This window comes from Burkholderia latens, assembly GCF_001718795.1.
GTDB lineage: Bacteria > Pseudomonadota > Gammaproteobacteria > Burkholderiales > Burkholderiaceae > Burkholderia > Burkholderia latens_A.
In genome coordinates, this window is sequence record NZ_CP013435.1 from 3,216,564 (window position 1) to 3,238,208 (window position 21,645).

The 21,645-nt window shown below is 67.4% G+C and carries 20 protein-coding genes and 1 pseudogene; 14 read left to right on the top strand and 7 right to left on the bottom strand.

Annotated features, from left to right (window positions below):
• The first annotated feature begins 30 nt into the window (after nt 1–30).
• Entirely contained in the window at nt 31–1,416 is a 1,386-nt protein-coding gene (locus tag WK25_RS14905) for a flagellar hook-length control protein FliK (protein ID WP_069241857.1), read from the top strand.
• Nucleotides 1,417–1,449: 33 nt separating this feature from the next.
• Here the strand turns inward: WK25_RS14905 and WK25_RS14910 are convergent, their stop codons facing one another.
• Nucleotides 1,450–3,090 (bottom strand): GMC family oxidoreductase, encoded by a 1,641-nt coding sequence (locus WK25_RS14910; RefSeq protein ID WP_040142478.1) that lies wholly within the window; start codon nt 3,088–3,090, stop codon nt 1,450–1,452.
• Between the two features lie 719 nt (nt 3,091–3,809).
• Between WK25_RS14910 and WK25_RS14920 the strand changes: the two genes are divergently transcribed.
• A complete protein-coding gene (locus WK25_RS14920; protein WP_040142481.1) occupies nt 3,810–5,252 on the top strand; it encodes a coniferyl aldehyde dehydrogenase in 1,443 nt (480 codons plus the stop codon).
• A 75-nt stretch (nt 5,253–5,327) separates the two neighbouring features.
• Here the strand turns inward: WK25_RS14920 and WK25_RS14925 are convergent, their stop codons facing one another.
• Entirely contained in the window at nt 5,328–6,359 is a 1,032-nt protein-coding gene (locus WK25_RS14925) for a serine/threonine protein kinase (protein WP_069241859.1), read from the bottom strand.
• A gap of 49 nt (nt 6,360–6,408) precedes the next feature.
• On the bottom strand, nt 6,409–6,621 hold the full coding sequence (locus WK25_RS14930; protein ID WP_040142485.1) for a hypothetical protein: 213 nt from the start codon (nt 6,619–6,621) through the stop codon (nt 6,409–6,411).
• Nucleotides 6,622–7,449: 828 nt separating this feature from the next.
• Between WK25_RS14930 and WK25_RS14935 the strand changes: the two genes are divergently transcribed.
• Together WK25_RS14935 and WK25_RS14940 are read left to right on the top strand one after the other, a co-directional pair.
• Entirely contained in the window at nt 7,450–8,331 is an 882-nt protein-coding gene (locus tag WK25_RS14935) for a DMT family transporter (RefSeq protein ID WP_069242011.1), read from the top strand.
• A gap of 300 nt (nt 8,332–8,631) precedes the next feature.
• Nucleotides 8,632–8,817 carry a hypothetical protein gene (locus WK25_RS14940; protein WP_006482800.1) on the top strand — a complete coding sequence of 62 codons (186 nt, stop codon included), beginning with the start codon at nt 8,632–8,634 and terminating at the stop codon, nt 8,815–8,817.
• A 129-nt stretch (nt 8,818–8,946) separates the two neighbouring features.
• Here WK25_RS14940 and mgrA read toward each other — a convergent pair whose 3' ends face one another.
• Nucleotides 8,947–9,990 (bottom strand): L-glyceraldehyde 3-phosphate reductase, encoded by a 1,044-nt coding sequence (mgrA, locus tag WK25_RS14945; protein WP_059545690.1) that lies wholly within the window; start codon nt 9,988–9,990, stop codon nt 8,947–8,949.
• Between the two features lie 182 nt (nt 9,991–10,172).
• Here mgrA and WK25_RS14950 point away from each other — a divergent pair, with 182 nt between their 5' ends.
• Entirely contained in the window at nt 10,173–10,379 is a 207-nt protein-coding gene (locus tag WK25_RS14950) for a DUF3185 family protein (RefSeq protein ID WP_040142487.1), read from the top strand.
• Between the two features lie 124 nt (nt 10,380–10,503).
• Here WK25_RS14950 and WK25_RS14955 read toward each other — a convergent pair whose 3' ends face one another.
• Nucleotides 10,504–11,277: a phytanoyl-CoA dioxygenase family protein gene (locus tag WK25_RS14955; protein WP_040142488.1), complete on the bottom strand. Its 774-nt coding sequence runs from the start codon at nt 11,275–11,277 to the stop codon at nt 10,504–10,506.
• Between the two features lie 356 nt (nt 11,278–11,633).
• On the opposite strand from WK25_RS14955, the gene WK25_RS14960 reads away from it, so the two are divergent.
• A complete protein-coding gene (locus WK25_RS14960; protein WP_069241860.1) occupies nt 11,634–11,975 on the top strand; it encodes a hypothetical protein in 342 nt (113 codons plus the stop codon).
• Between the two features lie 117 nt (nt 11,976–12,092).
• Here the strand turns inward: WK25_RS14960 and metK are convergent, their stop codons facing one another.
• On the bottom strand, nt 12,093–13,280 hold the full coding sequence (gene metK, locus WK25_RS14965; protein WP_011546455.1) for a methionine adenosyltransferase: 1,188 nt from the start codon (nt 13,278–13,280) through the stop codon (nt 12,093–12,095).
• A 265-nt stretch (nt 13,281–13,545) separates the two neighbouring features.
• On the opposite strand from metK, the gene lpxL reads away from it, so the two are divergent.
• Nucleotides 13,546–14,430, top strand: coding sequence for a lauroyl acyltransferase LpxL (gene lpxL, locus WK25_RS14970; protein ID WP_069241861.1), 885 nt, complete (start codon nt 13,546–13,548; stop codon nt 14,428–14,430).
• 21 nt (nt 14,431–14,451) lie between these two features.
• Here the strand turns inward: lpxL and WK25_RS32420 are convergent.
• Nucleotides 14,452–14,608 (bottom strand): annotated as a pseudogene (locus WK25_RS32420) (addiction module antidote protein, HigA family); the annotation flags it as partial.
• 202 nt (nt 14,609–14,810) lie between these two features.
• Between WK25_RS32420 and dapF the strand changes: the two are divergent.
• The 7 genes from dapF (at nt 14,811) to hslV (ending at nt 21,639) form a co-directional block, all read left to right on the top strand.
• Nucleotides 14,811–15,680 (top strand): diaminopimelate epimerase, encoded by an 870-nt coding sequence (gene dapF / locus WK25_RS14975; protein ID WP_069241862.1) that lies wholly within the window; start codon nt 14,811–14,813, stop codon nt 15,678–15,680.
• Between the two features lie 39 nt (nt 15,681–15,719).
• Nucleotides 15,720–16,445: a DUF484 family protein gene (locus tag WK25_RS14980; protein ID WP_040142493.1), complete on the top strand. Its 726-nt coding sequence runs from the start codon at nt 15,720–15,722 to the stop codon at nt 16,443–16,445.
• A 10-nt stretch (nt 16,446–16,455) separates the two neighbouring features.
• The gene (gene xerC, locus WK25_RS14985) at nt 16,456–17,376 is read left to right on the top strand and encodes a tyrosine recombinase XerC (protein WP_069241863.1); all 921 of its coding nucleotides are present in this window, start codon (nt 16,456–16,458) and stop codon (nt 17,374–17,376) included.
• A 75-nt stretch (nt 17,377–17,451) separates the two neighbouring features.
• Nucleotides 17,452–18,666, top strand: a complete 1,215-nt coding sequence (locus tag WK25_RS14990; protein ID WP_069241864.1) for a class I SAM-dependent rRNA methyltransferase — start codon at nt 17,452–17,454, stop codon at nt 18,664–18,666.
• 211 nt (nt 18,667–18,877) lie between these two features.
• Nucleotides 18,878–19,954, top strand: a complete 1,077-nt coding sequence (locus WK25_RS14995) for a CobW family GTP-binding protein (RefSeq protein WP_040142496.1) — start codon at nt 18,878–18,880, stop codon at nt 19,952–19,954.
• A gap of 493 nt (nt 19,955–20,447) precedes the next feature.
• A complete protein-coding gene (dksA, locus tag WK25_RS15000; protein ID WP_009690247.1) occupies nt 20,448–20,864 on the top strand; it encodes an RNA polymerase-binding protein DksA in 417 nt (138 codons plus the stop codon).
• Between the two features lie 238 nt (nt 20,865–21,102).
• Nucleotides 21,103–21,639 (top strand): ATP-dependent protease subunit HslV, encoded by a 537-nt coding sequence (hslV, locus tag WK25_RS15005; protein ID WP_006760749.1) that lies wholly within the window; start codon nt 21,103–21,105, stop codon nt 21,637–21,639.
• The last annotated feature ends 6 nt before the right edge of the window (nt 21,640–21,645 follow it).

Below are 21,645 nucleotides of genomic sequence, written 5' to 3' on the forward strand. Positions count from 1 at the left end.
CGCTCACCGCTTTCGAACGAGAGAATCGTCATGCCTCCCCTGCCCCTGCTCGGCGCACTGCTCGACACCGCCGGCACAGCACTCAAGGCCGCCACCCGTAGCGCGGGATCGGCCGCCTCCGCCCCGTCCGCCGGCAGCGATGCCGCGAACGGGCCCGCTGCCGCGCCGTTCGCACAGACGTTGAAGCAAAGCGTCGCCACCCGGCACGAGACGGCGAACGACGACACGCCGGACGCCGCATCGAAGCAGCTAGCGTCGACGCAGACGGCCGGCGCGAAACCGTCCGGCATCGGCAGCACGGGCGACGACGACAAATCGTCCGACGAAGCGAACGCGACGCCCAATCCCGATGCCGCCGCGCTTGCGGCCGCAGCTGCCGTGCAGGCGCAGTTGCAGGCACGCGCGACCGACGCGCCGCCGGCGGACGCAAATACCGCCACGGCCGCCAAGGCTGCGGAAACGACGGCCGTGTCCGGCCAGCCGGACGCGACCGCCGCGCTGACGAATCGGCCGGGCAACGATGCCGCCGCCGAACGGGGCGCGCCCGCATCGAGCCGGGATGCGCTGCAAGCGGCCCTGGCGAAGCTGACCGGGGGTTCAGGCGCGATCGCGATGCCCGCGACCGGCGCAGCCGGCGCTGCAGCAGCACCGGCAACGGCCACGTCGGCATCGAGTGCAGCCGCACCGCCGACGCCGAAGGCCGGGGCGTTCGACCGCACGCTCGCGGACGCGAAAGACGCGCTCGCGACGCAGCAGTCGCCCACGCAGGCGGCCGCTCAGGCGCCGCAGGCCGGTGCTTCCGGCCAGCCGGCCGCGCAGCATGCATTCGCGGCCGCCGAAGAAGCCGCCAGCCCGGCCGCCGACGCATCCGTCTCGGCCGCTGCAACGGCGGCGGCCGCGGCAGCCGCGCAGGCGAACCTGCAGGCATCGCCCGCCGCCGGCTCGATCGCCGCAGCCAACGCACACGTGCTGACGCCGCATGTCGGCACCGCCGACTGGACGGACGCGCTGAGCCAGAAGGTCGTGTTCCTGTCGAATGCGCACCAGCAGAGCGCCGAGCTCACGCTGAACCCGCCGGATCTCGGTCCGCTGCAGGTCGTGCTGCGCGTCGCGGACAATCACGCGCATGCGCTGTTCGTGTCGCAGCACGCGCAGGTGCGCGACGCGGTGGAAGCCGCGCTGCCGAAGCTGCGCGAAGCGATGGAAGCGGGCGGGCTCGGGCTCGGCAGCGCGACCGTCAGCGACGGCGGCTTCGCGTCGCAACAGCAGAACGCGCAACAGGGTTTCGCCGGCGGCCAGTCGTCGCGGCGCGCGCGCGCCGGATCGTCAACCGTCGACGCACCGGCCGACGTTGCGCAATCCGCAGCGGCCGGCGCGACCGCGAGCCGCGCGGGCCTCGTCGATACGTTCGCCTGAGCATCGCGCGCGCCGCGTGCCGGTGCGCGCCGCTCAGCGGCCGTGCGCCGCCGCCGCGGCCTCGCCGCGCGGCACGCCGCCGCGGCGTGCCGCGGTGATGAAGTCTGCGGCCCGTTCGCCGATCATCACCGACGGCGCATTCGTGTTCCCGCCGATCAGCGTCGGCATCACCGACGCGTCCACCACGCGCAGCCCTTCGACGCCCCGCACGCGCAGTTGCGGGTCGACGACCGCGCGCGCATCCGAGCCCATCCGGCAGGTGCCGACCGGGTGATAGATCGTGTCCGCATGCTCGACGATCGTCGCGCGCAGTTCCGCTTCGCTCTGGTCCGGCCGCGTATAGAGTTCGCGGCCGCCCCGCGACGCGAGCGGCGGCTGCGACAGGATCCGGCGCATCGCGTGCGCGCCGCGCACGAGCAGGTCGAGATCGCGCGTGTCGCTGAAGAAGCGCGGGTCGATCAGCGGCGCGTCGCGCGCGTCGCCGCTCGCAAGCGCGACCGTGCCGCGGCTGAATGGCCGCAGTGCACACACGTGCAGCGAATAGCCGAAACCCCAGTGCATCTTCCGGTTGTGGTCGTCGACCAGCGCCGTGCAGAAATGCAGCTGCAGGTCCGGACGATCGAGTGACGGATCGCTCTTGATGAAGCCGCCGGCTTCCGCGACGTTGCTCGTCATCATTCCCGTGCGGCTCGAGAAATAACGCGCGAGCGCCGGCGCCATCTTCGCGATTCCCCGCAGGCAAATGCCGACCAGCTCCGACGAATTCACGCGCGTGTTGATGATGAAGTCGATGTGGTCGATCAGGTTCGAGCCGACGTCCGGCGCGTCGTGCACAACCGCGATGCCGTGCCGGCGCAGTTGTTCGGCCGGACCTATCCCCGAGCACATCAGCAGTTGCGGCGAATTGAACGCACCCGCCGACAGGATCACTTCGGCACGCGCGCCGAGCGTCTCGACGCGGCCGTCGCGCGACACCACGACACCGATCGCGCGCTTGCCGTCGAAGCCCACGCGCAGCACCGTCGCATCGGTGATCACGTGCAGGTTCGGCCGGTTGCGACCGTAGATGTAGGCGCGCGCGACGCTGCAGCGCGAGCCGTCACGATGCGTGACCTGATAGAAGCCAACGCCTTCCTGCGTCGCGCCGTTGAAGTCGTCGTTCAGCGGATAGCCGGCGGCATGCGCGGCCTGGATGAATCGTTCGGAGAACGGATTGCGAAAGCGCAGATCGGACACCGTCAGCGGACCGTCCGCGCCGTGCCAGGCATCGGCGCCGCGCTCGTTGCCTTCCGCGCGGCGGAAATACGGCAGCACGTCCTGCCAGCCCCAGCCCGTGGCGCCAAGTTGCGCCCACTCGTCGTAATCGCCCGGATGGCCGCGCGTATAGATCATCGCGTTGATCGCGCTCGAGCCGCCCATTCCACGCCCGCGCGGCTGGTAGCCGCGACGGCCGCCGAGGCCCGGCTGCGGCACCGTCTCGTAACCGTAGTTCGTGCCGAGCTTGAACGGCACCAGCGCCGCGATCCCGACCGGCATGTTGACGAGCAGGTTGCGCTCCGTATGCGAACCGGCTTCGATCAGCGCGATCGTCGCGTCGGGGCACGCATCGGCGAGGCGGCTGGCGACGCTCGATCCGCCCGAGCCAGCGCCGACGATGATGTAGTCGTATTGCATGTCACGTCTCCTTCGTGTCATGGACGGTGCCTGGCGCGGCCGGCTCCGCTTGTAATGTTCGGGCATTGTAGGAATGGCCGTCGCGTGCGCGGCACGCCGATTCAAGAGCGATTCCTCTAAACGGCCGCGTGAACTAAATTTAAGATGTATCGATCGATGCGACGCGATTCATCGGCCGTCAGAAGCCGCGCCGTCGCGCAACCAGGGAGACGACGATGCAGCGCGACGTTCTGCAGGCCGTGTGTCGACCGGCTAGTCCGGACGCACTGCGCACGGCCCGCATTTCATTTCAAACGCGAACGCCGGCGCGCACGTGCGGCAGGATGCGCGCGATCGGCCGAAATCGAACGGCGCACGACACCGCCGGCCGTTTGGACGGTGTGCCGCATGCGCCGCGCATCGCGCGTGAGCGGCCGTCGCCGCGTGCTGTCGGTTGGCCCGCGTCGGAGCGTCGTCGACGGAGCGCGGCACGCGATCGCGCACCGTTCCCACGCGGCTTCGAGACGCGGCCGCCTCCCGTACGATCCCGTTTCGACATCCGGACACCGTCGCGCGCACGCGACGCTCGCCGGATGCTTCACCCGCTTTTCGACCGCGCATCGGATCCGGCCCCGCGCCGCGCGATGCGCGCCATCCCGAACCGACTTGCCACGCTCGCCGAGCGCGCACGCGCGACCTGACTGCCGGCCGCCGCGCCACGCCCAACTGGAGGACACGACATGAAAAACGACCTGCCCGAACTGGCCCCGCAAGCGCTGCCGTCGGTCGATGCGCTGACTTCGCTGCTGCGCGACCAGCGCGCGGCCTACCTTCGCGCGCCCTACCCCGAATGGGACACCCGCGCGAAGCACCTGCGTGCGCTGCGCACGATGCTGATCGATCACGCGGATGCGCTCGCCGATGCAATCAGCGCCGACTTCGGCCATCGCGCGAAGCAGGAAGTGCTGCTGTCGGAAATATGGATGGCGAAGGAAGAGATCGACGACGCGCTCAAGCACGGCAAGCGCTGGATGAAGCCGATGCGCAAGCCGATGAACAAATGGCTGCGGCCGGCGCGCGCGAAAGTGCTGCCGCAACCGCTCGGCGTAGTCGGGATCGTCGTGCCGTGGAACTATCCGGTCCTGCTCGCCGCCGGCCCGCTGATCTGCGCGCTCGCCGCGGGCAATCGCGCAATCATCAAGATGTCCGAACTGACGCCGCGCACGTCTGCGCTGTTCGAGCAGCTGATCGCGAAGACGTTCTCGCGCGACCACGTCGCAGTCGTCAACGGCGATGCGGACGTCGGCGCAGCGTTCAGCGCGTTGCCGTTCGATCACCTGCTGTTCACCGGCTCGACGCAGGTCGGCAGACACGTGATGCGCGCCGCGGCCGACAACCTCACGCCGGTTACGCTCGAGCTCGGCGGCAAGTCGCCGGCGATCATCGGCCCGAACGCGCGCTTCGACGCGGCCGTCGACGCGATCGTCGGCGGCAAGACGCTGAACGCCGGGCAGACCTGCATCGCGCCCGACTACGTGCTGCTGCCGCGCGGAATGGAAGGCGCATTCATCGAGCGCGCGCGGGCGCGCTTCGCGAAGCTTTATCCGAATCTGTCGACCAACGGCGACTACACGACGATCGTATCGCCGCGCCACTACGCGCGGCTCCAGCAGCTCGCGACGGACGCGCAGGCGGCCGGCGCCCAATTGCATCCTCTGTCGGACGCGCAGTCCGACCCCGCATCGCGCCGGTTCGTGCCGTGCGCGGTCACGCACGTGCCGGCCGCTTCTCAGCTGATGCAGGAGGAAATCTTCGGACCGCTGTTGCCGCTCGTGCCGTACGAGCGGCTCGACGAGGCGATCGCCTACGTGAACGCGCGCCCGCGGCCGCTCGCGCTGTACCTGTTCGACGAGGATGCCGGCACGATCGATCGCGTGATGCGCGAAACGATTTCGGGCGGCGTGACGGTCAACGATGCGCTTCTGCACATTGCATGCGGCAGCCTGCCGTTCGGCGGCGTCGGCGCGAGCGGGATGGGCGCGTATCACGGCTACGACGGCTTCGTGACGTTCTCGAAGATGAAGCCCGTGCTCACGCAGGCGCGCCTGAACACGCGCGGGCTGATCGCGCCGCCGTACGGCAAGCGCTTTGCGGCCGTGATCAGGATGATGCTGAAATTCTGAGCGACGCGGCCCGCGCCGCGCGCGTCGGTCCGCCCGCCGACGCCGCGCGGCCACGCTGCCGCGCACGTTCGCGCGTTACACGGGCCAGAGCGGCCCTTCCTGCATTGCGCCGATCTGCTCGCGCAGTTCGAGCACGCGGGCTTCCCAATAGCGATGTGTGTTGAACCACGGGAACGCGGCCGGAAACGCCGGATCGTCCCAGCGGCGCGCGAGCCACGCCGCGTAGTGGATCAAGCGCAGCGTGCGCAGCGCTTCGACCAGATGCAGCTCGCGCGGCTCGAATTCGCAGAAGTCCTCATAACCGGCGAGCAGGTCCGCGAGCGCGCGCGATGCGCCGTCGCGATCGCCGGGCAGCAGCAGCCACAGATCCTGGACCGCGGGCGCCATCCGGCTGTCGTCGAAATCGACGAAATGCGGGCCCGCGTCGGTCCACAGCACGTTGCTCGGATGGCAGTCGCCGTGCGTGCGCAGCAGCCGGATGTCCCCTGCGCGCTCGAACGCGGCCTCGACGCCTTCGAGCGCGAGCGCGACCGCCGTCGCGTAAGCCGGCCGTACATCGTCGGGAATGAAATCGTGCGCGAGCAGGTAGTCGCGCGGCTCGTGGCCGAACGTGCGGATATCGAGCACCGGCCGTGCCATGTACGGCTGCGTCGCGCCGACCGCATGAATGCGGCCGATGAAGCGGCCGAGCCATTCGAGCGTTTCGCTGCGGTCGAGATCGGGCGCGCGGCCGCCGCGCCGCTCGAACACCGAGAAGCGGAAGCCTTCGAACGCGTGCAGCGTGCGGCCGTCGATGACGCGCGCGGGAACCGCCGGAATCTCGCGCGCGGCGAGTTCGGCGACGAACGCGTGTTCTTCGAGGATCGCGTCGTCCGTCCAGCGCGCCGGCCGGTAGAATTTCGCGACGATGGGCGGGCCGTCCTCGATGCCCACCTGGTACACGCGGTTTTCGTAACTGTTGAGCGCGAGCAGGCGCCCGTCGGTGCGCAGGCCGGCCGGCATCAACACGCTGTCGAGCGCGTCGAGCACGCACTCGGGCGTGAGGCCGGCGAACGGCGGGCCGGCGGGTGTGGCGGGGGCGGAAGTGTCGTCTTTCATGCCCCGCATTGTGCCGTCACCCGAGCCGAAACACGAGCGCCGGGTGCGGCGCGCTCGCTCAGTGGATCGCAGCGCCGGCGGGCAGCACGGATTCGCCGGTATCGATCAGGTCCTCGAGAAAGAACGGCTCGGTGTTGAGTTCCTTCGACGCGCCCGGCACGCCCGCGTACCAGGTCACCATGGCCATGTCGCCCAGAACGCGCTGAACGATGCCGCGCGCGCCCTTCGGCACTGCGATATGGGTAGTACAAACGATCGACCCGACATGCATGATGGTTCCCCACTCTTGAAACTTGAAACCCGGCTCGGTGGCGAGCCGGCAAATGCACGATCCGCGCCGCCGTTGCCGGGCTGTGGCGCGTAATCCCATTGTTCACGGTTTATCGAAGCGCGAAAAGAAGAAGAAGCGGGCGAAGTGCCGCGAATTCGTCGAATGTCTCCAATCAACCACTGCGTCGCACGTGCGCTTGCACGCGCGGTTACCCCCATCATACCCTGTCGAATGTGACTGACCGCCGAATCCGGCGGGCCGCGCGATGCGCATCCGAATCGCGCAATGCGCGTATCGTCTGGCCTTTGCTCCGGCAGCCGGGACACTTCGCGTGACCGCACGCGACGGAAACCGCGCCCCGCTGCGCGCCGCAACGCCTCTCTTCCTGGTTCGAATGCAGCTCGCGTGGCGACTGGCGCGCGAGCATCACATTGCGGTTCGCCCGCCGGCTATACAGACTTCTCCCGACTTTCTTGCGTACCGCCGCAGTTGCGCGGGAGCGCCGCCGTGCTGTACCTTTAACGTTCATCCGCGTTCAAGCGCATTTCGACACACGATGCATCCGCTCACGTCCGCTCTCGCAAAATCCCGGCCGCAGTTCGACACGCGGCCGCAGGCGTGCGCGCATCCATCGGTCCTCCCTCCTCCTGTCGCACCGCCGGTCGTCGGCGCCGCGCCGCCCCCGCCGGCGGCACGCGTCGGCTAATCAGCCGGCTTCGCTTTCCGCATTCCAGTCGCCAGTTTGCAGTCGCTCGCGCGTGATCACGCGCGGTATATCGCTGCGCGCGCGACATGGAACGTTTCGATCCGTACGACAGGTGGATTCACATGGTTTCGTTCAAACGCGCGCTCGCCGCGCATGGCATCACGTCGCTCTTCGTTCTGCTATGGAGCAGCGGCGCAATCTTCGCCGAACTCGGGCTGCGTCACGCATCGGCGTTCGTCTTTCTCACCGCCCGTTTCGCGCTCGCATCGCTGGTGCTGGTCGCGCTGGCGGTCGTGCGCGGCCGCTGGCTGCCGCCGCGCGGCGAGCGGCGCATGGCCGTGCTGACCGGACTGCTGCTGATGGGCGGCTATTCGATCTTCTACCTGCTCGCCCTTGAGCGCGGAATCGCGCCGGGCGTGCTCGCGACGATCCTCGGCGTGCAACCGATCCTCACGCTCGCGATCGTCGAGCGGCGCTGGCAGCCGATGCGCCTCGCTGGCCTCGGCCTGTCGCTCGCCGGCCTCGCAGTCGTCGTGTGCCGCGGCGTGGGCGGTACGGGACTGTCGATCGCCGGCGCCGCGTGCGCGCTCACCGCGCTCGCGGCGCTGACCGTCGGCTCGATGCTGCAAAAACGGGTGCGTACGGCGCCGGCCGACGTGCTGCCGCTGCAGAATGCGATCGGCCTCGCGCTGTGCGTAGCGATCCTGCCGTTCCGGCCGATTTCGCTCGACGCCGGCTGGGCGTTCGTCGTGCCGCTGCTGTGGCTCGGCATCGTGATTTCCGTGATCGCGCAACTGCTGTTCTACCGATTGATGCAGCGCGGCGATCTCGTGAACGTCACGAGCCTGTTCTATCTCGTGCCCGTCGTTACCACGCTGATGGACGCCGTGTGGCTCGGCAACCGGCCCGAGCCGCTCGCACTCGCCGGCATGGCGGCGATCGTGGCCGGGCTCGCGCTGGTGTTCCGCACGCCGGCCGCTCGCACGCGGCCCGACCGCGCGTAACCGGACGGAAGCCGCCGCGCCCGCGCGGGTGCGGCGGCTTGTATCGGACGCATACGACGTCTGCGCGCAGAACGAAAGGAACGGGAAAGACTTGCGAAAGGCATTCGTCTTGTTTGCGCGAACGACGCGGTTTCCCGCCGGTTTCCTGCAGCCTTTTAATGGTTCGGATAGCGAAAAACGCCGCGAGGTTGCCTATACTCGAATTGTCCGCTCCCGCTCGCAAACGGGTCGGCACGATACTAGAAATGCCCGGCATGGGGCTGGAGCACGCGCGTGCGCCGGCCGACTACGGAGACACGCATGACGACCTACTTCACGATCGGCGATTTCATCCTGTTGATTCCGATGGCGCTTGCCGGAGCGCTATTCCTCGGCGCGGTGCCGTGCGCAACCCAGTTCCGTCACAACCTGCTGCGCGTGCTCGGTGTCATTCTTGGCGTCGGTGTCGCGGTGCTGCTGGTAGAAGGGCTGCCCGCGCTGATCTAGCGCAGCGCCGACGCGTGCCGGCGGGTGTCCGCCACGTCGCTGCACCGCAGCGGCGTGACGGTTCGCATGCACGCATCGCGATACGGCATCCGATGGTTCGCATGCCGTATCGACCGTCATGGCTGCCGATCAGATCGCCTGATCGGTGGACGGCTTTTCCCACAGATTGATGCCGCCTTCGGTCGCGTAGCGATCGATCTCCGCGACTTCGTCCGCCGAGAATTCGAGGTTTTTCAGCGCGCCGACGTTTTCGCGCACCTGCTCCGCGCGACTTGCGCCGATGAGTGCGGAGGTCACACGGCCACCGCGCAGCACCCACGCGAGCGCCATTTGCGCGAGGCTCTGCCCGCGCCGCTCGGCGATACCGTTGAGCTTGCGAACGTGCTCGAGGTTGTCCGCGCTCAGGTGATCCTGTTTCAGCGAGCCGCCGCCCGGCTTGTTCACGCGAGCGTCGGCCGGCACGCCGTTCAGGTATTTCGACGTCAGCAGCCCCTGCGCGAGCGGCGTGAATGCGATGCTGCCGGTGCCGATCTCGTCGAGCGTATCGAGCAACTCGTGCTCGATCCAGCGGTTCAGCATGTTGTACGACGGCTGGTGAATCAGCAGCGGCACCTTGTATTGCGCGAGCAACGCGGCCATCTCACGCGTCTTCGCGGCCGAGTACGACGAGATGCCGATATACAGCGCCTTGCCCTGCTGCACGGCCGATGCGAGCGCGCCGGCCGTCTCCTCGAGCGGCGTGTGCGCGTCGAAGCGGTGCGAATAGAAGATGTCGACGTAGTCGACGCCCATTCGCTGCAGGCTCTGGTCGAGGCTTGCGAGCACGTACTTGCGCGAGCCGCCGCCGCTGCCGTAAGGCCCCGGCCACATGTCCCAGCCTGCCTTCGTCGAGATCAGCAGCTCGTCGCGGTACGGCCGGAAGTCTTCCTTCAGCAGCCGGCCGAAGTTGGTTTCCGCGCTGCCGTACGGCGGCCCGTAGTTGTTCGCGAGGTCGAAGTGATTGATGCCGAGATCGAACGCGGTGCGCAGGATGTCGCGCTGCGTGTCGATCGGCGTCGAGTCGCCGAAGTTGTGCCACAGGCCTAGCGACAGGGCGGGTAGTTTGAGCCCGGATTTGCCGCAGGTACGGTATTGCATGTCGGCATAACGTTCGGTAGCTGCTTCGTAGGCCATGGATCGGTTCCGTCAGGACGTGGGGGAAGGGGCGCGCCGCGCACGAACATCGCGCGCCGGCGGCGAAGGAAACGTACGACGGCTATGGTAACGAACGCCGCGCAACCGCGCACGGACATGGACGCGGCCGCGCGCGTCGCCTACACTGCGGCGTCTCGAATTACCGTTACAGCGAGGTTGGTATGTCCCGCGTCATCTCGGTTGCACTGCTCGTCGGCGGCGTCGTGCTGCTGTATTTCGGCGGCCAGTCGTTCCATTCGATCAACGACAACGTGGCGCGCTTTTTCACCGGCTCGCCCGCCACGAAGACGATCCTGCTGATCGCCGGCGGCGCCGTCGCGTTGCTGATCGGCCTGATCGGCCTCGCGATGCCGGCCAACAAGCGCTGATCGCGCGGCCGCGCGACGCGGCGTACATCGCGCGACGCAGGCCGCACAAAACGCAACAGGCGGCCGATGCCGCCCGTTTCTTCATCCGCACGCCCGGCGGCAATGCCACGCCGCGCAGCCGTTGCTAGAACTGCACTTCCGGCTTGGATGCGGAGCGCGTGCCCGGCACCGGCCGGTTGCTTACGCCGTGATACGTGTAGACGAGCGAGAACTTCACGTGGTCCGAGCGGTTCTGCCCGGCCGAATGCAGCGTGTTGCAGTGAAAGAACACGACGTCGCCCGTCTGCAGCGGCGGGCAGGTCGCCGCATCGATCAGCTTCCGGTTCTCCGGCAGATCGCTGCGGAAGAACTTCGCATCGTCGAACGCTTCGGGCCCGAATTCAGCCGTGTGCGAGCCCGGCACCAGCCACAGTGCGCCGTTCTCGTTCGTTTCCGGCCCGAGCGCCAGCCACACCGACACCATGTCCGCGCGTTCGAACGACCAGTAGCGAAAATCGCGATGCCAGCCGGTCAGGCTCCCGTACGCCGGGTGTTTCGTCATCATGCAGTTGTGATGCGCGCGCGACAGCACCGGCTGCTCGCCGAAGTATTCACGCATCCACGCGCCGATTTCGGGTGCGACCGCGCGCTCGGCGAACGCCGGATCGCGTGTGTACGCATCAAGCAGCCGCCGCACCGTATGCCCGCCGGGCGCATGCTTCGATTCGGGCGCGCCCGGATAGCGCAAATCCGCCTCGAATTCGATCGGCTCCGCCGCTTCCTGCAACTGGCGCTCCGCGATCTGCTTGAGCGTCGCGCACTGCGCTTCGCCGACAAGGCCGCGCGCGACGACGAAGCCGCGTTCGCGCAATTCCGCGACTTGCGCGCGGATCGATTCCAACTGCAATGGAGACGACATGGGATGCCAGGCGTTTATTGTGTGAATGTGACGATTGTAAATCGGCGTCCGATACCGCGAACAGCGCCATTGTCGTGCGCAGGGGCATGCCAATCGCGGATTTGATCTGGCGCAAGGGAACTGTGCGGCGCCGCGCGAGCCTCAGCGACAGGCGGTATGCGGCCACGCGCTTGCGGCACGAGGGTTTATCGCGACTTTTGCGCGTCATGAATCCCCTGTAGCCTGACGCGGCCTGTCAATTCTGGCGGGCGCGGCGCGCAACGACTTTCGATAAGATGCGTTGCGCCATCCGAGGCCGTTATTCATACCAGTGCGTTCTTCAAGGGCGCCATCCATACAAGCGAAGCATCGTTCACATGCCATTCCGTCTGACTTCCCGTCTCAGCCGCGCAGCCAAGCGCGTCGTGCCGTCCGCTCCCGCCCGCTCGCTGCGCCATCACCGCGCACGCACGCGGGCGCTCGCCGAGCACACGCAGGCACACAGCCGGCTGGACGGCATCCGCGCGTGGTTCCATGCGTTTTTCTCGATGATGAGCGCGCAGGCATTCGCCCGCCGCGCCGGGCTGCGCTCGCTGCTGCAGAAGCCGTCGTCGCTGCGCGCGCTCGCGGTGCGCCGAACGCTCGGCCCGCAGCGCCGCGTCAATCGCCCGCGCCGCCTCGCGGCGAGCAACGGGTGGTTCGGGTTCAGCGCACGCTGAGGCCGCACCGGCGGCCCCTCCCGCCATGGCCGTCGTGACCGTCGTCCTCTCGCGACGCGCGGCGGAAATGAAAAAACCCCGGCATGCCGGGGTTTTTTGTTTCAAGCGGATAGGCGCTTACGCGACGCGCGCCGTCGGCTCCACGCCCGCCGCTTCGGCCAGCGCGAGTGCCTTGTCGGTCGCTTCCCACGAGAATTCCGGCTCTTCGCGGCCGAAGTGGCCATAGGCGGCCGTCTTCTCGTAGATCGGGCGCAGCAGGTCGAGCATCTTGATGATGCCCTTCGGACGCAGGTCGAAATGCTCGCGCACGAGCTTCGTGATTACCGCATCCGACACGCGGCCCGTGCCGAACGTGTTGACCATCACCGAGGTCGGCTCCGCGACGCCGATCGCGTACGACACCTGGATCAGCGCGCGCGACGCGAGCCCTGCGGCGACGATGTTCTTCGCGACGTAGCGGCCGGCATACGCTGCCGAACGGTCGACCTTCGACGGATCCTTGCCCGAGAACGCGCCGCCGCCGTGCGGTGCTGCGCCGCCGTACGTATCGACGATGATCTTGCGGCCGGTCAGGCCGCAGTCGCCCTGCGGGCCGCCGATCACGAACCGGCCGGTCGGGTTCACCAGGAACTTGATGTCGCCCTTGATCAGTTCGGCCGGCAGCGTCGGCTTGATGATTTCTTCGATCACGGCTTCGCGCAGCGCCGGCAGCTCGATGTCCGGTGCGTGCTGCGTGGACAGCACGACGGTGTCGATCGAGTCGGGCTTGCCGTCGACGTAGCGGACCGTGACCTGCGACTTCGCGTCCGGGCGCAGCCACTGCAGGCGGCCGTCGCGGCGCAAGCTGGCCTGGCGCTCGACGAGACGATGCGACAGGTAGATCGGCAGCGGCATCAGTTCCGGCGTTTCGTCGCACGCATAACCGAACATCAGGCCCTGGTCGCCCGCGCCTTGATCGAGATTGTCGTCGTGCGCACGGTCGACGCCTTGCGCGATGTCCGGCGACTGCTTGTCGTACGCGACGAGCACCGCGCAGCCCTTGTAGTCGATGCCGTAGTCGGTGTTGTCGTAGCCGATGCGCTTGATGGTGTCGCGCGCGATCTGGATGTAGTCGATGTTGGCCGTCGTGGTGATTTCACCGGCCAGCACGACGAGACCCGTGTTGCACAGCGTTTCGGCCGCAACGCGGGAGTATTTGTCTTGCTCGAGGATGGCGTCGAGAATCGCGTCCGAGATCTGGTCCGCGACCTTGTCCGGATGGCCTTCGGAGACGGATTCGGACGTGAAGAGATAATCGTTTGCCACTTTTTCAGGCTCCTGTGTGGTTACGGTTGGTTTCACGTAGCCAGCTTCGTTGGGCCTGAAGCGGCGACGCTTTAGCGGATTACCAGGACCGGGCAGCGCGCTTCGCGCCAGCCGGCTTCGCCCCGCAAGTTGTCAGTTAACTCGGCGAAGCCCGTATTATAGCGGCTTTCGTGAATTGTCACAGAGCGCCGCCCGTGCTGCATCGTCCGCTGTTCCACCCCCCTGTTCGCAACGTGCCGGCCAGCCGGCCCCACGGAGATTCCGCATGCTAGGCCGCCTCGGCACGCACCTCGCCATCGGCTTGCTGAAGCTGCTCGCCCTGCTGCCGTACGGTTTGACCGCGCGGTTCGGCGATGGCCTCGGCTGGCTGCTGTATCAGATTCCCAGCCGGCGCAAGCGCATCGTACATATCAATCTGAAACTCTGCTTCCCCGACTGGAGCGACGACCGGCGCGAGGAAGTGGCGGGCCAGCATTTCCGCCACGCGATCCGCAGCTATGTGGAACGCAGCGTTCAGTGGTTCGGCTCCGAGCGCAAGCTCGCGAAGTTGATCCAGGTCGACAGCGCCGTCGATCTCACCGATCCCGATCTGCCCCCGACGCTGTTTCTCGGCCTGCATTTCGTCGGCATCGAAGCCGGCTCGATCTGGCTGAACCGGTCGCTGCAACGGCGCTGCGGGTCGCTGTACCAGCCGTTCTCGAACGCGGTGCTCGAGGAAGCGGCGAAGCAGGCGCGCGGACGTTTCGATGCCGAGATGGTCGGGCGCGCGGACAGCGCGCGAGTCGTGCTGCGCTGGCTGCGGGATCGCAAGCCGGTGATGCTCGGCGCGGACATGGACTACGGTTTGCGCAATTCGACGTTCGTGCCGTTCTTCGGCGTGCCCGCGTGCACGCTGACGGCCGTCGGCCGGCTCGCAAAAACGGGCCGCGCGCAGGTCGTGCCGTTCATCGGCGAGGTGCTGCCGAACTACAAGGGTTATCGGCTGAAGGTGTTCAAGCCGTGGAACAACTACCCGACCGGCGACGACGATCTCGACGCGCGGCGGATGAACGAATTCCTTGAGGAACAGATTCCGTTGATGCCCGAGCAGTATTACTGGGTCCACAAGCGCTTCAAGACGCGGCCGCCCGGCGAGCCGAGCCTCTACTGAGTCGAACGCGCGGGCGCGCCGTCACGCGCGCGCCTGCGCTCTCGCCACTTTCTTCGCGCCTTTCGCGCGCCTGCCAGAGATCGCAGGCCGACTGCTGCGCGAGCCACGGATCAGCGTTCCCGCCGTTTTCCTCACCGGGCCACGCTTCGAGACGCAGCGCCATTTCCGGCGAGATGCCGCGCCCCGGACAGATGCACATCGCGTTCCGCCGCCCTTGACGGCCACATCGCGGCCACACCGCCCCGCCCGCGCGGGACGCCCCTGTCGGCTGCATGTATCATTTGCGGTTGAGATCAGCACGACGAACGACGCCGCCCGTAATGGCGGTACGCTGCGTCCGCCGTGCCGATCGCCTCGTTCGTCATGGAATTCCGGATCCAGTGAAACTCTCGTTCACCAAGATGCACGGCGCGGGCAACGACTTCGTCGTGCTCGACGGCTATTCGCGCGCGTTGCCGCCGCTCACCGACGCGCAAGTGCGCGCGCTCGCCAACCGACACTTCGGGATCGGCGCCGACCAGCTGCTGCTCGTCGAGAAGCCGACCGTCGACGGCGCCGACTTCAAATACCGGATCTTCAATTGCGACGGCGGCGAGGTCGAACACTGCGGCAACGGCGCACGCTGCTTCGTGAAGTTCGTCAGCGACCGCGGCCTGACCGACAAGCGCAGCGTGCGCGTGCAGGTGATGAAGGGCCTGATCACGCTGACGATGCAGGACAACGGCGAAGTCGTCGTCGACATGGGCGCGCCCGTGTTCACGCCGGCGCAGGTGCCGTTTGATGCAGCGGGGCTCGAAGGCCGCACGGAAGGCCGCGACACGCTGTGGCCGCTCGACGTCGGCGGCCGGACGCGCTGGATCTCGACGGTATCGATGGGCAATCCGCACGCGGTGCAGGCAGTCGACGACGCCGAAGCGTACCCGGTGCTCGCCGAAGGCCCGCTGATCGAACGCCACGAGCGCTTCCCGCAGCGCGTGAACGCCGGGTTCATGCAAATCGTCTCGCGCAACGAGGTGAAGCTGCGCGTGTATGAACGCGGCGCGGGCGAAACCCTCGCGTGCGGCACCGGCGCGTGTGCGGCCGTGGCCGCCGGCATCCGGCGCGGCCTGCTCGATTCGCCGGTGACCGTGCACACGCACGGCGGCACGCTGACGATCGCCTGGGACGGCGCGCAAGACGAAACCGCCGCGCTGACGATGGCCGGGCCGGCCACGACCGTATTCGAAGGCGTAATCGACCTGAACGTCTGACCCTTCAACGCTCCGATAACCGAACAACGCTCCAGCCTCATGAACGATCGCGAAGTCGCCGACTACCTGCTCGCCAATCCCGAATTCTTCGCGCAACACGCGGAACTGCTCGCGACGATCCGTCTCGCGAATCCGCACGGCAAGGCCGCGATCTCGCTGCAGGAGCGGCAGATGGAAATGCTGCGCGACAAGAACAAGCATCTCGAACGCCGGCTCGCCGAGCTCGTGCGGTACGGCCACGAGAACGACAGCCTGTCCGCGAAGTTCAGCCGCTGGACCGCGCGCGTGATCGCGGAACGCGACCCGTACGCGCTGCCGCGCACGATCGCCGAAGGCATCGCCGACGTGTTCGACGTGCCGCAGACGGCACTGCGCGTCTGGGATGTCGCCGACACCTATTCGCAGGCCGATTTCGCGCGCCAGGTCGGCGAGGAGGTGCGGCTGTTCACGAACGGGCTGTCGACGCCGTACTGCGGCGCGAACACCGGTTTCGAAGCCGCCCAGTGGCTCGCGCCGGCGATCGCGTCGTCGGCCGCGACGGCCGCGGAAGGCGCCGAAGCCGCGCCGGCCGGCGACGGCGCGGCCGCGTCCGTGGCGCTGCTTGCGCTGCGCCCGCCGCTTGCCGGCAACGACGCGCCCGCGTTCGGGCTGCTCGTGCTCGGCTCGCCCGATCCGCGCCGCTTCCACGACGGAATGGCGACCGATTTCCTTGCGCAGATCGCGACGCTCGCGAGCGCCGCGCTCACACGCCTGCTGCCGCACTGACGTCGCACCGATGACCGACGATCCGATCGCCGCTTACCTGTCGAACCTGAAGCATGTCAGGCAGTTGTCGGAACACACGCTGCGCGCGTACACGCACGAGCTCGACGAACTGAAAAAGCTCGCCGCCGGCCGCCCGCTCGAAGCGCTGACGGCCGCCGACATGCGCGGCGCGGTCGTGCGCGCACACGCGGGCGGGCTGTCCGCGCGCTCGATCTCGCACCGGCTTTCCGCATGGCGCGCGTTCTATCGCTGGTTCGCACAGCACATCGAGATGCCCGCGAATCCCGTCGCCGGGGTACGCGCGCCCAAACGCGAGAAATCGCTGCCCAAAGCGCTGTCGGTCGACGATGCGGTCGCACTGATGGATACGCCGCTGCCCGATACGACCGAAGGGATCAGGGATCGCGCGATCCTCGAGCTGTTCTATTCGTCGGGGCTGCGCCTCGCCGAACTGGTCGGGCTCGACGTCGCGTACACGCAGGCCGACGGCTACCGCTCGGCCGGCTGGCTCGACCTCGCCGAAGCCGAAGTCACGGTGCGCGGCAAGGGCAACAAGGAACGCAAGGTGCCGGTCGGGCGCAAGGCGATCGACGCGCTGAACGCGTGGCTCGCGGTGCGCAACGAGTTCGTGAAGCACGATCCGCATCCGCTGTTCGTGTCGGTGCGCGGCAACCGGATGGCACCGGGCGTCGTGCGCGAGCGCGTAAAGCGCGCCGCGCTCGCCGCGGGCATCCCTGCGAACGTGCACCCGCACGTGCTGCGCCATTCGTTCGCGACGCACGTGTTGCAGTCGAGCGGCGACCTGCGCGCGGTGCAGGAACTGCTGGGCCACGCGAGCATTGCCGCGACGCAGATCTACACGTCGCTCGATTTCCAGCATCTCGCGAAGATTTACGACAGCGCGCATCCGCGCGCGAAGAAGCGCGACTGACGCGCATCCCGCATTCCCCGCCGCGCGCGGCGGCCGGCCACGGCCGGCAACGCCCGCGGCTCACCCGATCCGATCATGCAAACCGTCACACTCAAACCGTCCAAGGACAAATCGCTGCTGCGCCGGCATCCGTGGGTCTACGCGAATGCGATCGACCGCGTCGACGGCAAGCCCGCGCCCGGCGCAACCGTGGTCGTACGCGCGCACGACGGCCGCTTCCTCGCGCGCGGCGCGTACAGTCCGCAATCGCAGATCCGCGTGCGCGTGTGGAGTTTCGACGAGAACGAGCCGATCGACCACGCATTCTTCAAGCGCCGCGTGCAGCGCGCGGTCGCCCACCGGACGACGATGGTGTCGGGCACCGGCGCGGTGCGGCTCGTGTTCGGCGAAGCGGACGGGCTGCCGGGGTTGATCGTCGACTACTACGTCGCGGATACGGCGGAGCCGGGTGCGGCGCCGCGCGGCCAGCTCGTATGCCAGTTCATGGCCGCGGGCGTCGAAGCGTGGAAGGAGGCGATCGTCTCGGCCTTGACCGGCGCGACCGGCTGCCCGAACGTGTACGAACGCTCGGACGTGTCGATCCGCGACAAGGAAGGGCTCGAGCAGACGACCGGCGTGCTCGCCGGCGACGCACCGCCCGCGACGCTGATCGCGAACGAAAACGGCGTGCGTTATCACGTCGACGTGCCGAACGGCCACAAGACGGGCTTCTACGTCGACCAGCGCGACAACCGCGCGCTGGTCGCGCAATACGCTGACGGCCGCGACGTGCTCAACTGCTTCTGCTACACGGGCGGCTTCTCGCTCGCGGCGCTCAAGGGCGGCGCGAAACGCGTGGTGTCGATCGACTCGTCGGGCGATGCGCTCGCGCTCGCGCAACAGAACGTCGTCGCGAACGGCTTCGACGCCGACCGTGCAACCTGGCTCGACGCGGACGCGTTCAAGACGCTGCGCCGCCTCGTCGACGAAGGCGAGCGTTTCGACCTGATCGTGCTCGATCCGCCGAAGTTCGCGCCGACGCGCGACAGCGTCGACCGCGCAGCGCGCGCATACAAGGACATCAACCTGAGCGGCTTCCGGCTGCTGCGCCCGGGCGGCCTGCTGTTCACGTACTCGTGCTCGGGCGCGATCGACATGGACCTGTTCCAGAAGATCGTCGCCGGCGCAGCCGCCGACGCGAAGGTCGACGCGCGGATTCTGAAGCGCCTCGGCGCGGGCGTCGACCATCCGCTGCTGGCGGCGTTCCCCGAAGGCGAATATCTGAAGGGTCTGCTGTTGCAAATCGTCTGACCGCCCCGATCTAGACGCACACCCGAGTCCGCCGGCGGCCATTGAAGCGCGCCGCGCGTGGCGGACCTCCGCTCGCCCCTGTCGTCCGGACGACGGGCGCGGGCTTGACAGGTATGTTTCAATGGATGGTTGTGCGCCCCGGCTCGCGAGCCGACGGCGCGACGCACACATCCTGGTTTTGACCCCGATTCACGAACCACAGGCGACCGACATGGCCACTCCCGTCACCATCCTCACCGGCTTCCTCGGCAGCGGCAAGACGACGCTGCTCAAGCGCATCCTGAACGAACAGCACGGCATGAAGATCGCCGTGATCGAGAACGAATTCGGCGAAGAGAACATCGACAACGAGATCCTCGTCCAGGACACGAACGAGCAGATCATCCAGATGAGCAACGGCTGCATCTGCTGCACGATCCGCGGCGACCTCGCGCGCGCCCTCGGCGATCTGGCCGCGAAGAAGCGCGAAGGCAAGCTCGACTTCGACCGGATCGTGATCGAAACGACCGGCCTCGCGAACCCGGGCCCCGTCGCGCAAACCTTCTTCATCGACAGCGAGATCGCCGACGACTTCCTGCTCGACGCGATCATCACGCTGGTCGACGCGAAGCACGCGAACGCACAGCTTGACGAACACGAAGTGGTGCAGCGCCAGGTCGGCTTCGCCGATCGCCTGTTCATCACGAAGTCGGACCTGGTCGACGACCAGGCCGTCGCGGCACTCAAGCATCGCCTGATGCACATGAATCCGAAGGCGACGATCAGGGTCGTGAACTTCGGGGAAGCGGACATCAAGGAAATCTTCGACCTGCGCGGCTTCAATCTGAACGCGAAGCTCGAGATCGATCCGGACTTCCTCGCCGAGGACGACCACGCGCATCATCACCACGATCACGACCATGATCACGATCACGCGAATTGCGACCACGATCATGGTCAATGCGCGCACGATCACGAGCACGGCCATCATCACCATCATGCGCACCACGACGACAAGATCAAGTCGTTCGTGTACCGGAACGACCGCCCGTTCGATCCCAACAAGCTGGAAGACTTCCTCGGCGGGATTCTGCAGATCTACGGCGAACGGATGCTGCGCTACAAGGGCGTGCTTTACATGAAGGGCGTCGACCGCAAGGTCGTGTTCCAGGGCGTGCACCAGATGATGGGCAGCGACCTGGCAGCGAAATGGCTGCCGGCCGAAAAGAAGACCAACAAGATGGTGTTCATCGGCGTCGACCTGCCGCAGGATCTGATCACCGACGGCCTCGACGCCTGCCTCGCCTGAGCGTTCGGGCCCCCGCGCATGCGGGAGCCGCGCGGCCGCCTTCGCCGGCGGCCGCCGACGGCGGCGCGGCGCCGTTTCCGGGCAGGGTTTCGCCGTCATCGCTTTTTCGCGATTTGCGCGTTATATTTTCTAGATATTGGCGCAGCCGACGGGGATCGACCCGATACGGCGCCCGCTTGCGATTCAGTTACAATACGTGCCCGCTGGAGTACGGCAATAACAGGCCCGGTTCTTGCTGAACCATTACCCGGGCATCGCAACCGCGCCGGATCGCCCATCCGCCACCCGGCCGCGGCCGATGCGATCTGCCGCGCAGCACCGGTTCGCCGCGCGCGCAAATCCGCGCCAGGCCTATCCTGGTATTTGAGAACCGGTTTTCCAGAGGCTTTCGGCCCCGCAGCGGCAAGTCGCAAGTGATTGCAAGTGCAGTTGCGGGTAATCCCAAAGTGCAGGCAATATCTACTGATTTGCCGCACATTGAAGAAGCAAGCAGATGACGAAGAAACTCTTGACCGAAGCCGAAATCCTGAAGATGAGCGACAAGGATTACATGAATGAGGATCAGCTCGCCTTCTTCAAAAATCGGCTCGAACAGTTGCAGGCGGACATCCTCAAGAATGCAGGCCAGACGACCGAGAACCTGCGCGAGACGGTGATCGTGCCCGATCCCGCCGATCGCGCGACGATCGAGGAAGAGCACGCGCTCGAGCTGCGCACGCGCGACCGCGAACGCAAGCTCCTCAAGAAGGTTCAGCAGTCGCTCGCCCGCATCGAGTCGGGCGACTACGGCTGGTGCGAGGAAACCGGCGAACCGATCGGCATCCCGCGCCTGCTCGCGCGTCCGACGGCCACGCTGTCGCTCGAGGCGCAGGAGCGCCGCGAGCTGCGCCAGAAGCTGTTCGGCGACTGATCGAGCGGCGTTCCGCTCCTACACGCTGCTTCCCGAAAGCGCGCGGCCTGCCGCGCGCTTTTTGTTTTTCCGGCGCCGGCTCCCGGCCCGCCGGCCGATTTGCATCCTCCTCTTGATATCCCGGCGCCCGCCCTAAAATGAAACGGACGCGCGCCGGGCCGCTTCCCGGCGCACTGCGGATTCACGCGGCGGCGCGTCGCGCCGCCCGACTCTTCCCCGTTTTTCTCAAGGAACGCAGATGGAGCAATTTCACGGCACGACCATCGTTTCGGTCCGGCGCGGCGACAAGGTCGCGCTCGGCGGCGACGGCCAGGTAACCCTCGGCAACATCGTCATGAAGGGTGGCGCGCGGAAAGTGCGGCGGATCTACAACAACCAGGTACTGGTCGGATTCGCGGGCGGCACCGCCGATGCGTTCTCGCTGCTCGATCGCTTCGAGGCGAAGCTCGAGAAGCACCAGGGCAACCTGACCCGCGCGGCCGTCGAGCTCGCGAAGGACTGGCGCACCGACCGGATGCTGCGCCGCCTCGAGGCGATGCTGATCACGGCCGATGCCACCACCACGCTCGTGATCACCGGCAACGGCGACGTGCTCGATCCGGAAGGCGGCATCTGCGCAATCGGCTCGGGCGGCGCGTACGCGCAGGCCGCGGCCCGCGCGCTCGCGGAGAACACCGAGCTGTCCCCGCGCGAGATCGTCGAGAAATCGCTCGAGATCGCCGGCGACATGTGCATCTACACGAACCACAACCGCATCATCGAAACGATCGAGTAAGGACCG

Bases quoted from the DNA above. Each gene is read 5' to 3' on its own strand.
- WK25_RS14905 (WP_069241857.1), top strand. From the start codon at position 31: ATGCCTCCCCTGCCCCTGCTCGGCGCACTGCTCGACACCGCCGGCACA.
- WK25_RS14910 (WP_040142478.1), bottom strand. From the start codon at position 3,090: ATGCAATACGACTACATCATCGTCGGCGCTGGCTCGGGCGGATCGAGC.
- WK25_RS14920 (WP_040142481.1), top strand. From the start codon at position 3,810: ATGAAAAACGACCTGCCCGAACTGGCCCCGCAAGCGCTGCCGTCGGTC.
- WK25_RS14925 (WP_069241859.1), bottom strand. From the start codon at position 6,359: ATGCGGGGCATGAAAGACGACACTTCCGCCCCCGCCACACCCGCCGGC.
- WK25_RS14930 (WP_040142485.1), bottom strand. From the start codon at position 6,621: ATGCATGTCGGGTCGATCGTTTGTACTACCCATATCGCAGTGCCGAAG.
- WK25_RS14935 (WP_069242011.1), top strand. From the start codon at position 7,450: ATGGTTTCGTTCAAACGCGCGCTCGCCGCGCATGGCATCACGTCGCTC.
- WK25_RS14940 (WP_006482800.1), top strand. From the start codon at position 8,632: ATGACGACCTACTTCACGATCGGCGATTTCATCCTGTTGATTCCGATG.
- mgrA (WP_059545690.1), bottom strand. From the start codon at position 9,990: ATGGCCTACGAAGCAGCTACCGAACGTTATGCCGACATGCAATACCGT.
- WK25_RS14950 (WP_040142487.1), top strand. From the start codon at position 10,173: ATGTCCCGCGTCATCTCGGTTGCACTGCTCGTCGGCGGCGTCGTGCTG.
- WK25_RS14955 (WP_040142488.1), bottom strand. From the start codon at position 11,277: ATGTCGTCTCCATTGCAGTTGGAATCGATCCGCGCGCAAGTCGCGGAA.
- WK25_RS14960 (WP_069241860.1), top strand. From the start codon at position 11,634: ATGCCATTCCGTCTGACTTCCCGTCTCAGCCGCGCAGCCAAGCGCGTC.
- lpxL (WP_069241861.1), top strand. From the start codon at position 13,546: ATGCTAGGCCGCCTCGGCACGCACCTCGCCATCGGCTTGCTGAAGCTG.
- WK25_RS14980 (WP_040142493.1), top strand. From the start codon at position 15,720: ATGAACGATCGCGAAGTCGCCGACTACCTGCTCGCCAATCCCGAATTC.
- xerC (WP_069241863.1), top strand. From the start codon at position 16,456: ATGACCGACGATCCGATCGCCGCTTACCTGTCGAACCTGAAGCATGTC.
- WK25_RS14990 (WP_069241864.1), top strand. From the start codon at position 17,452: ATGCAAACCGTCACACTCAAACCGTCCAAGGACAAATCGCTGCTGCGC.
- WK25_RS14995 (WP_040142496.1), top strand. From the start codon at position 18,878: ATGGCCACTCCCGTCACCATCCTCACCGGCTTCCTCGGCAGCGGCAAG.
- dksA (WP_009690247.1), top strand. From the start codon at position 20,448: ATGACGAAGAAACTCTTGACCGAAGCCGAAATCCTGAAGATGAGCGAC.
- hslV (WP_006760749.1), top strand. From the start codon at position 21,103: ATGGAGCAATTTCACGGCACGACCATCGTTTCGGTCCGGCGCGGCGAC.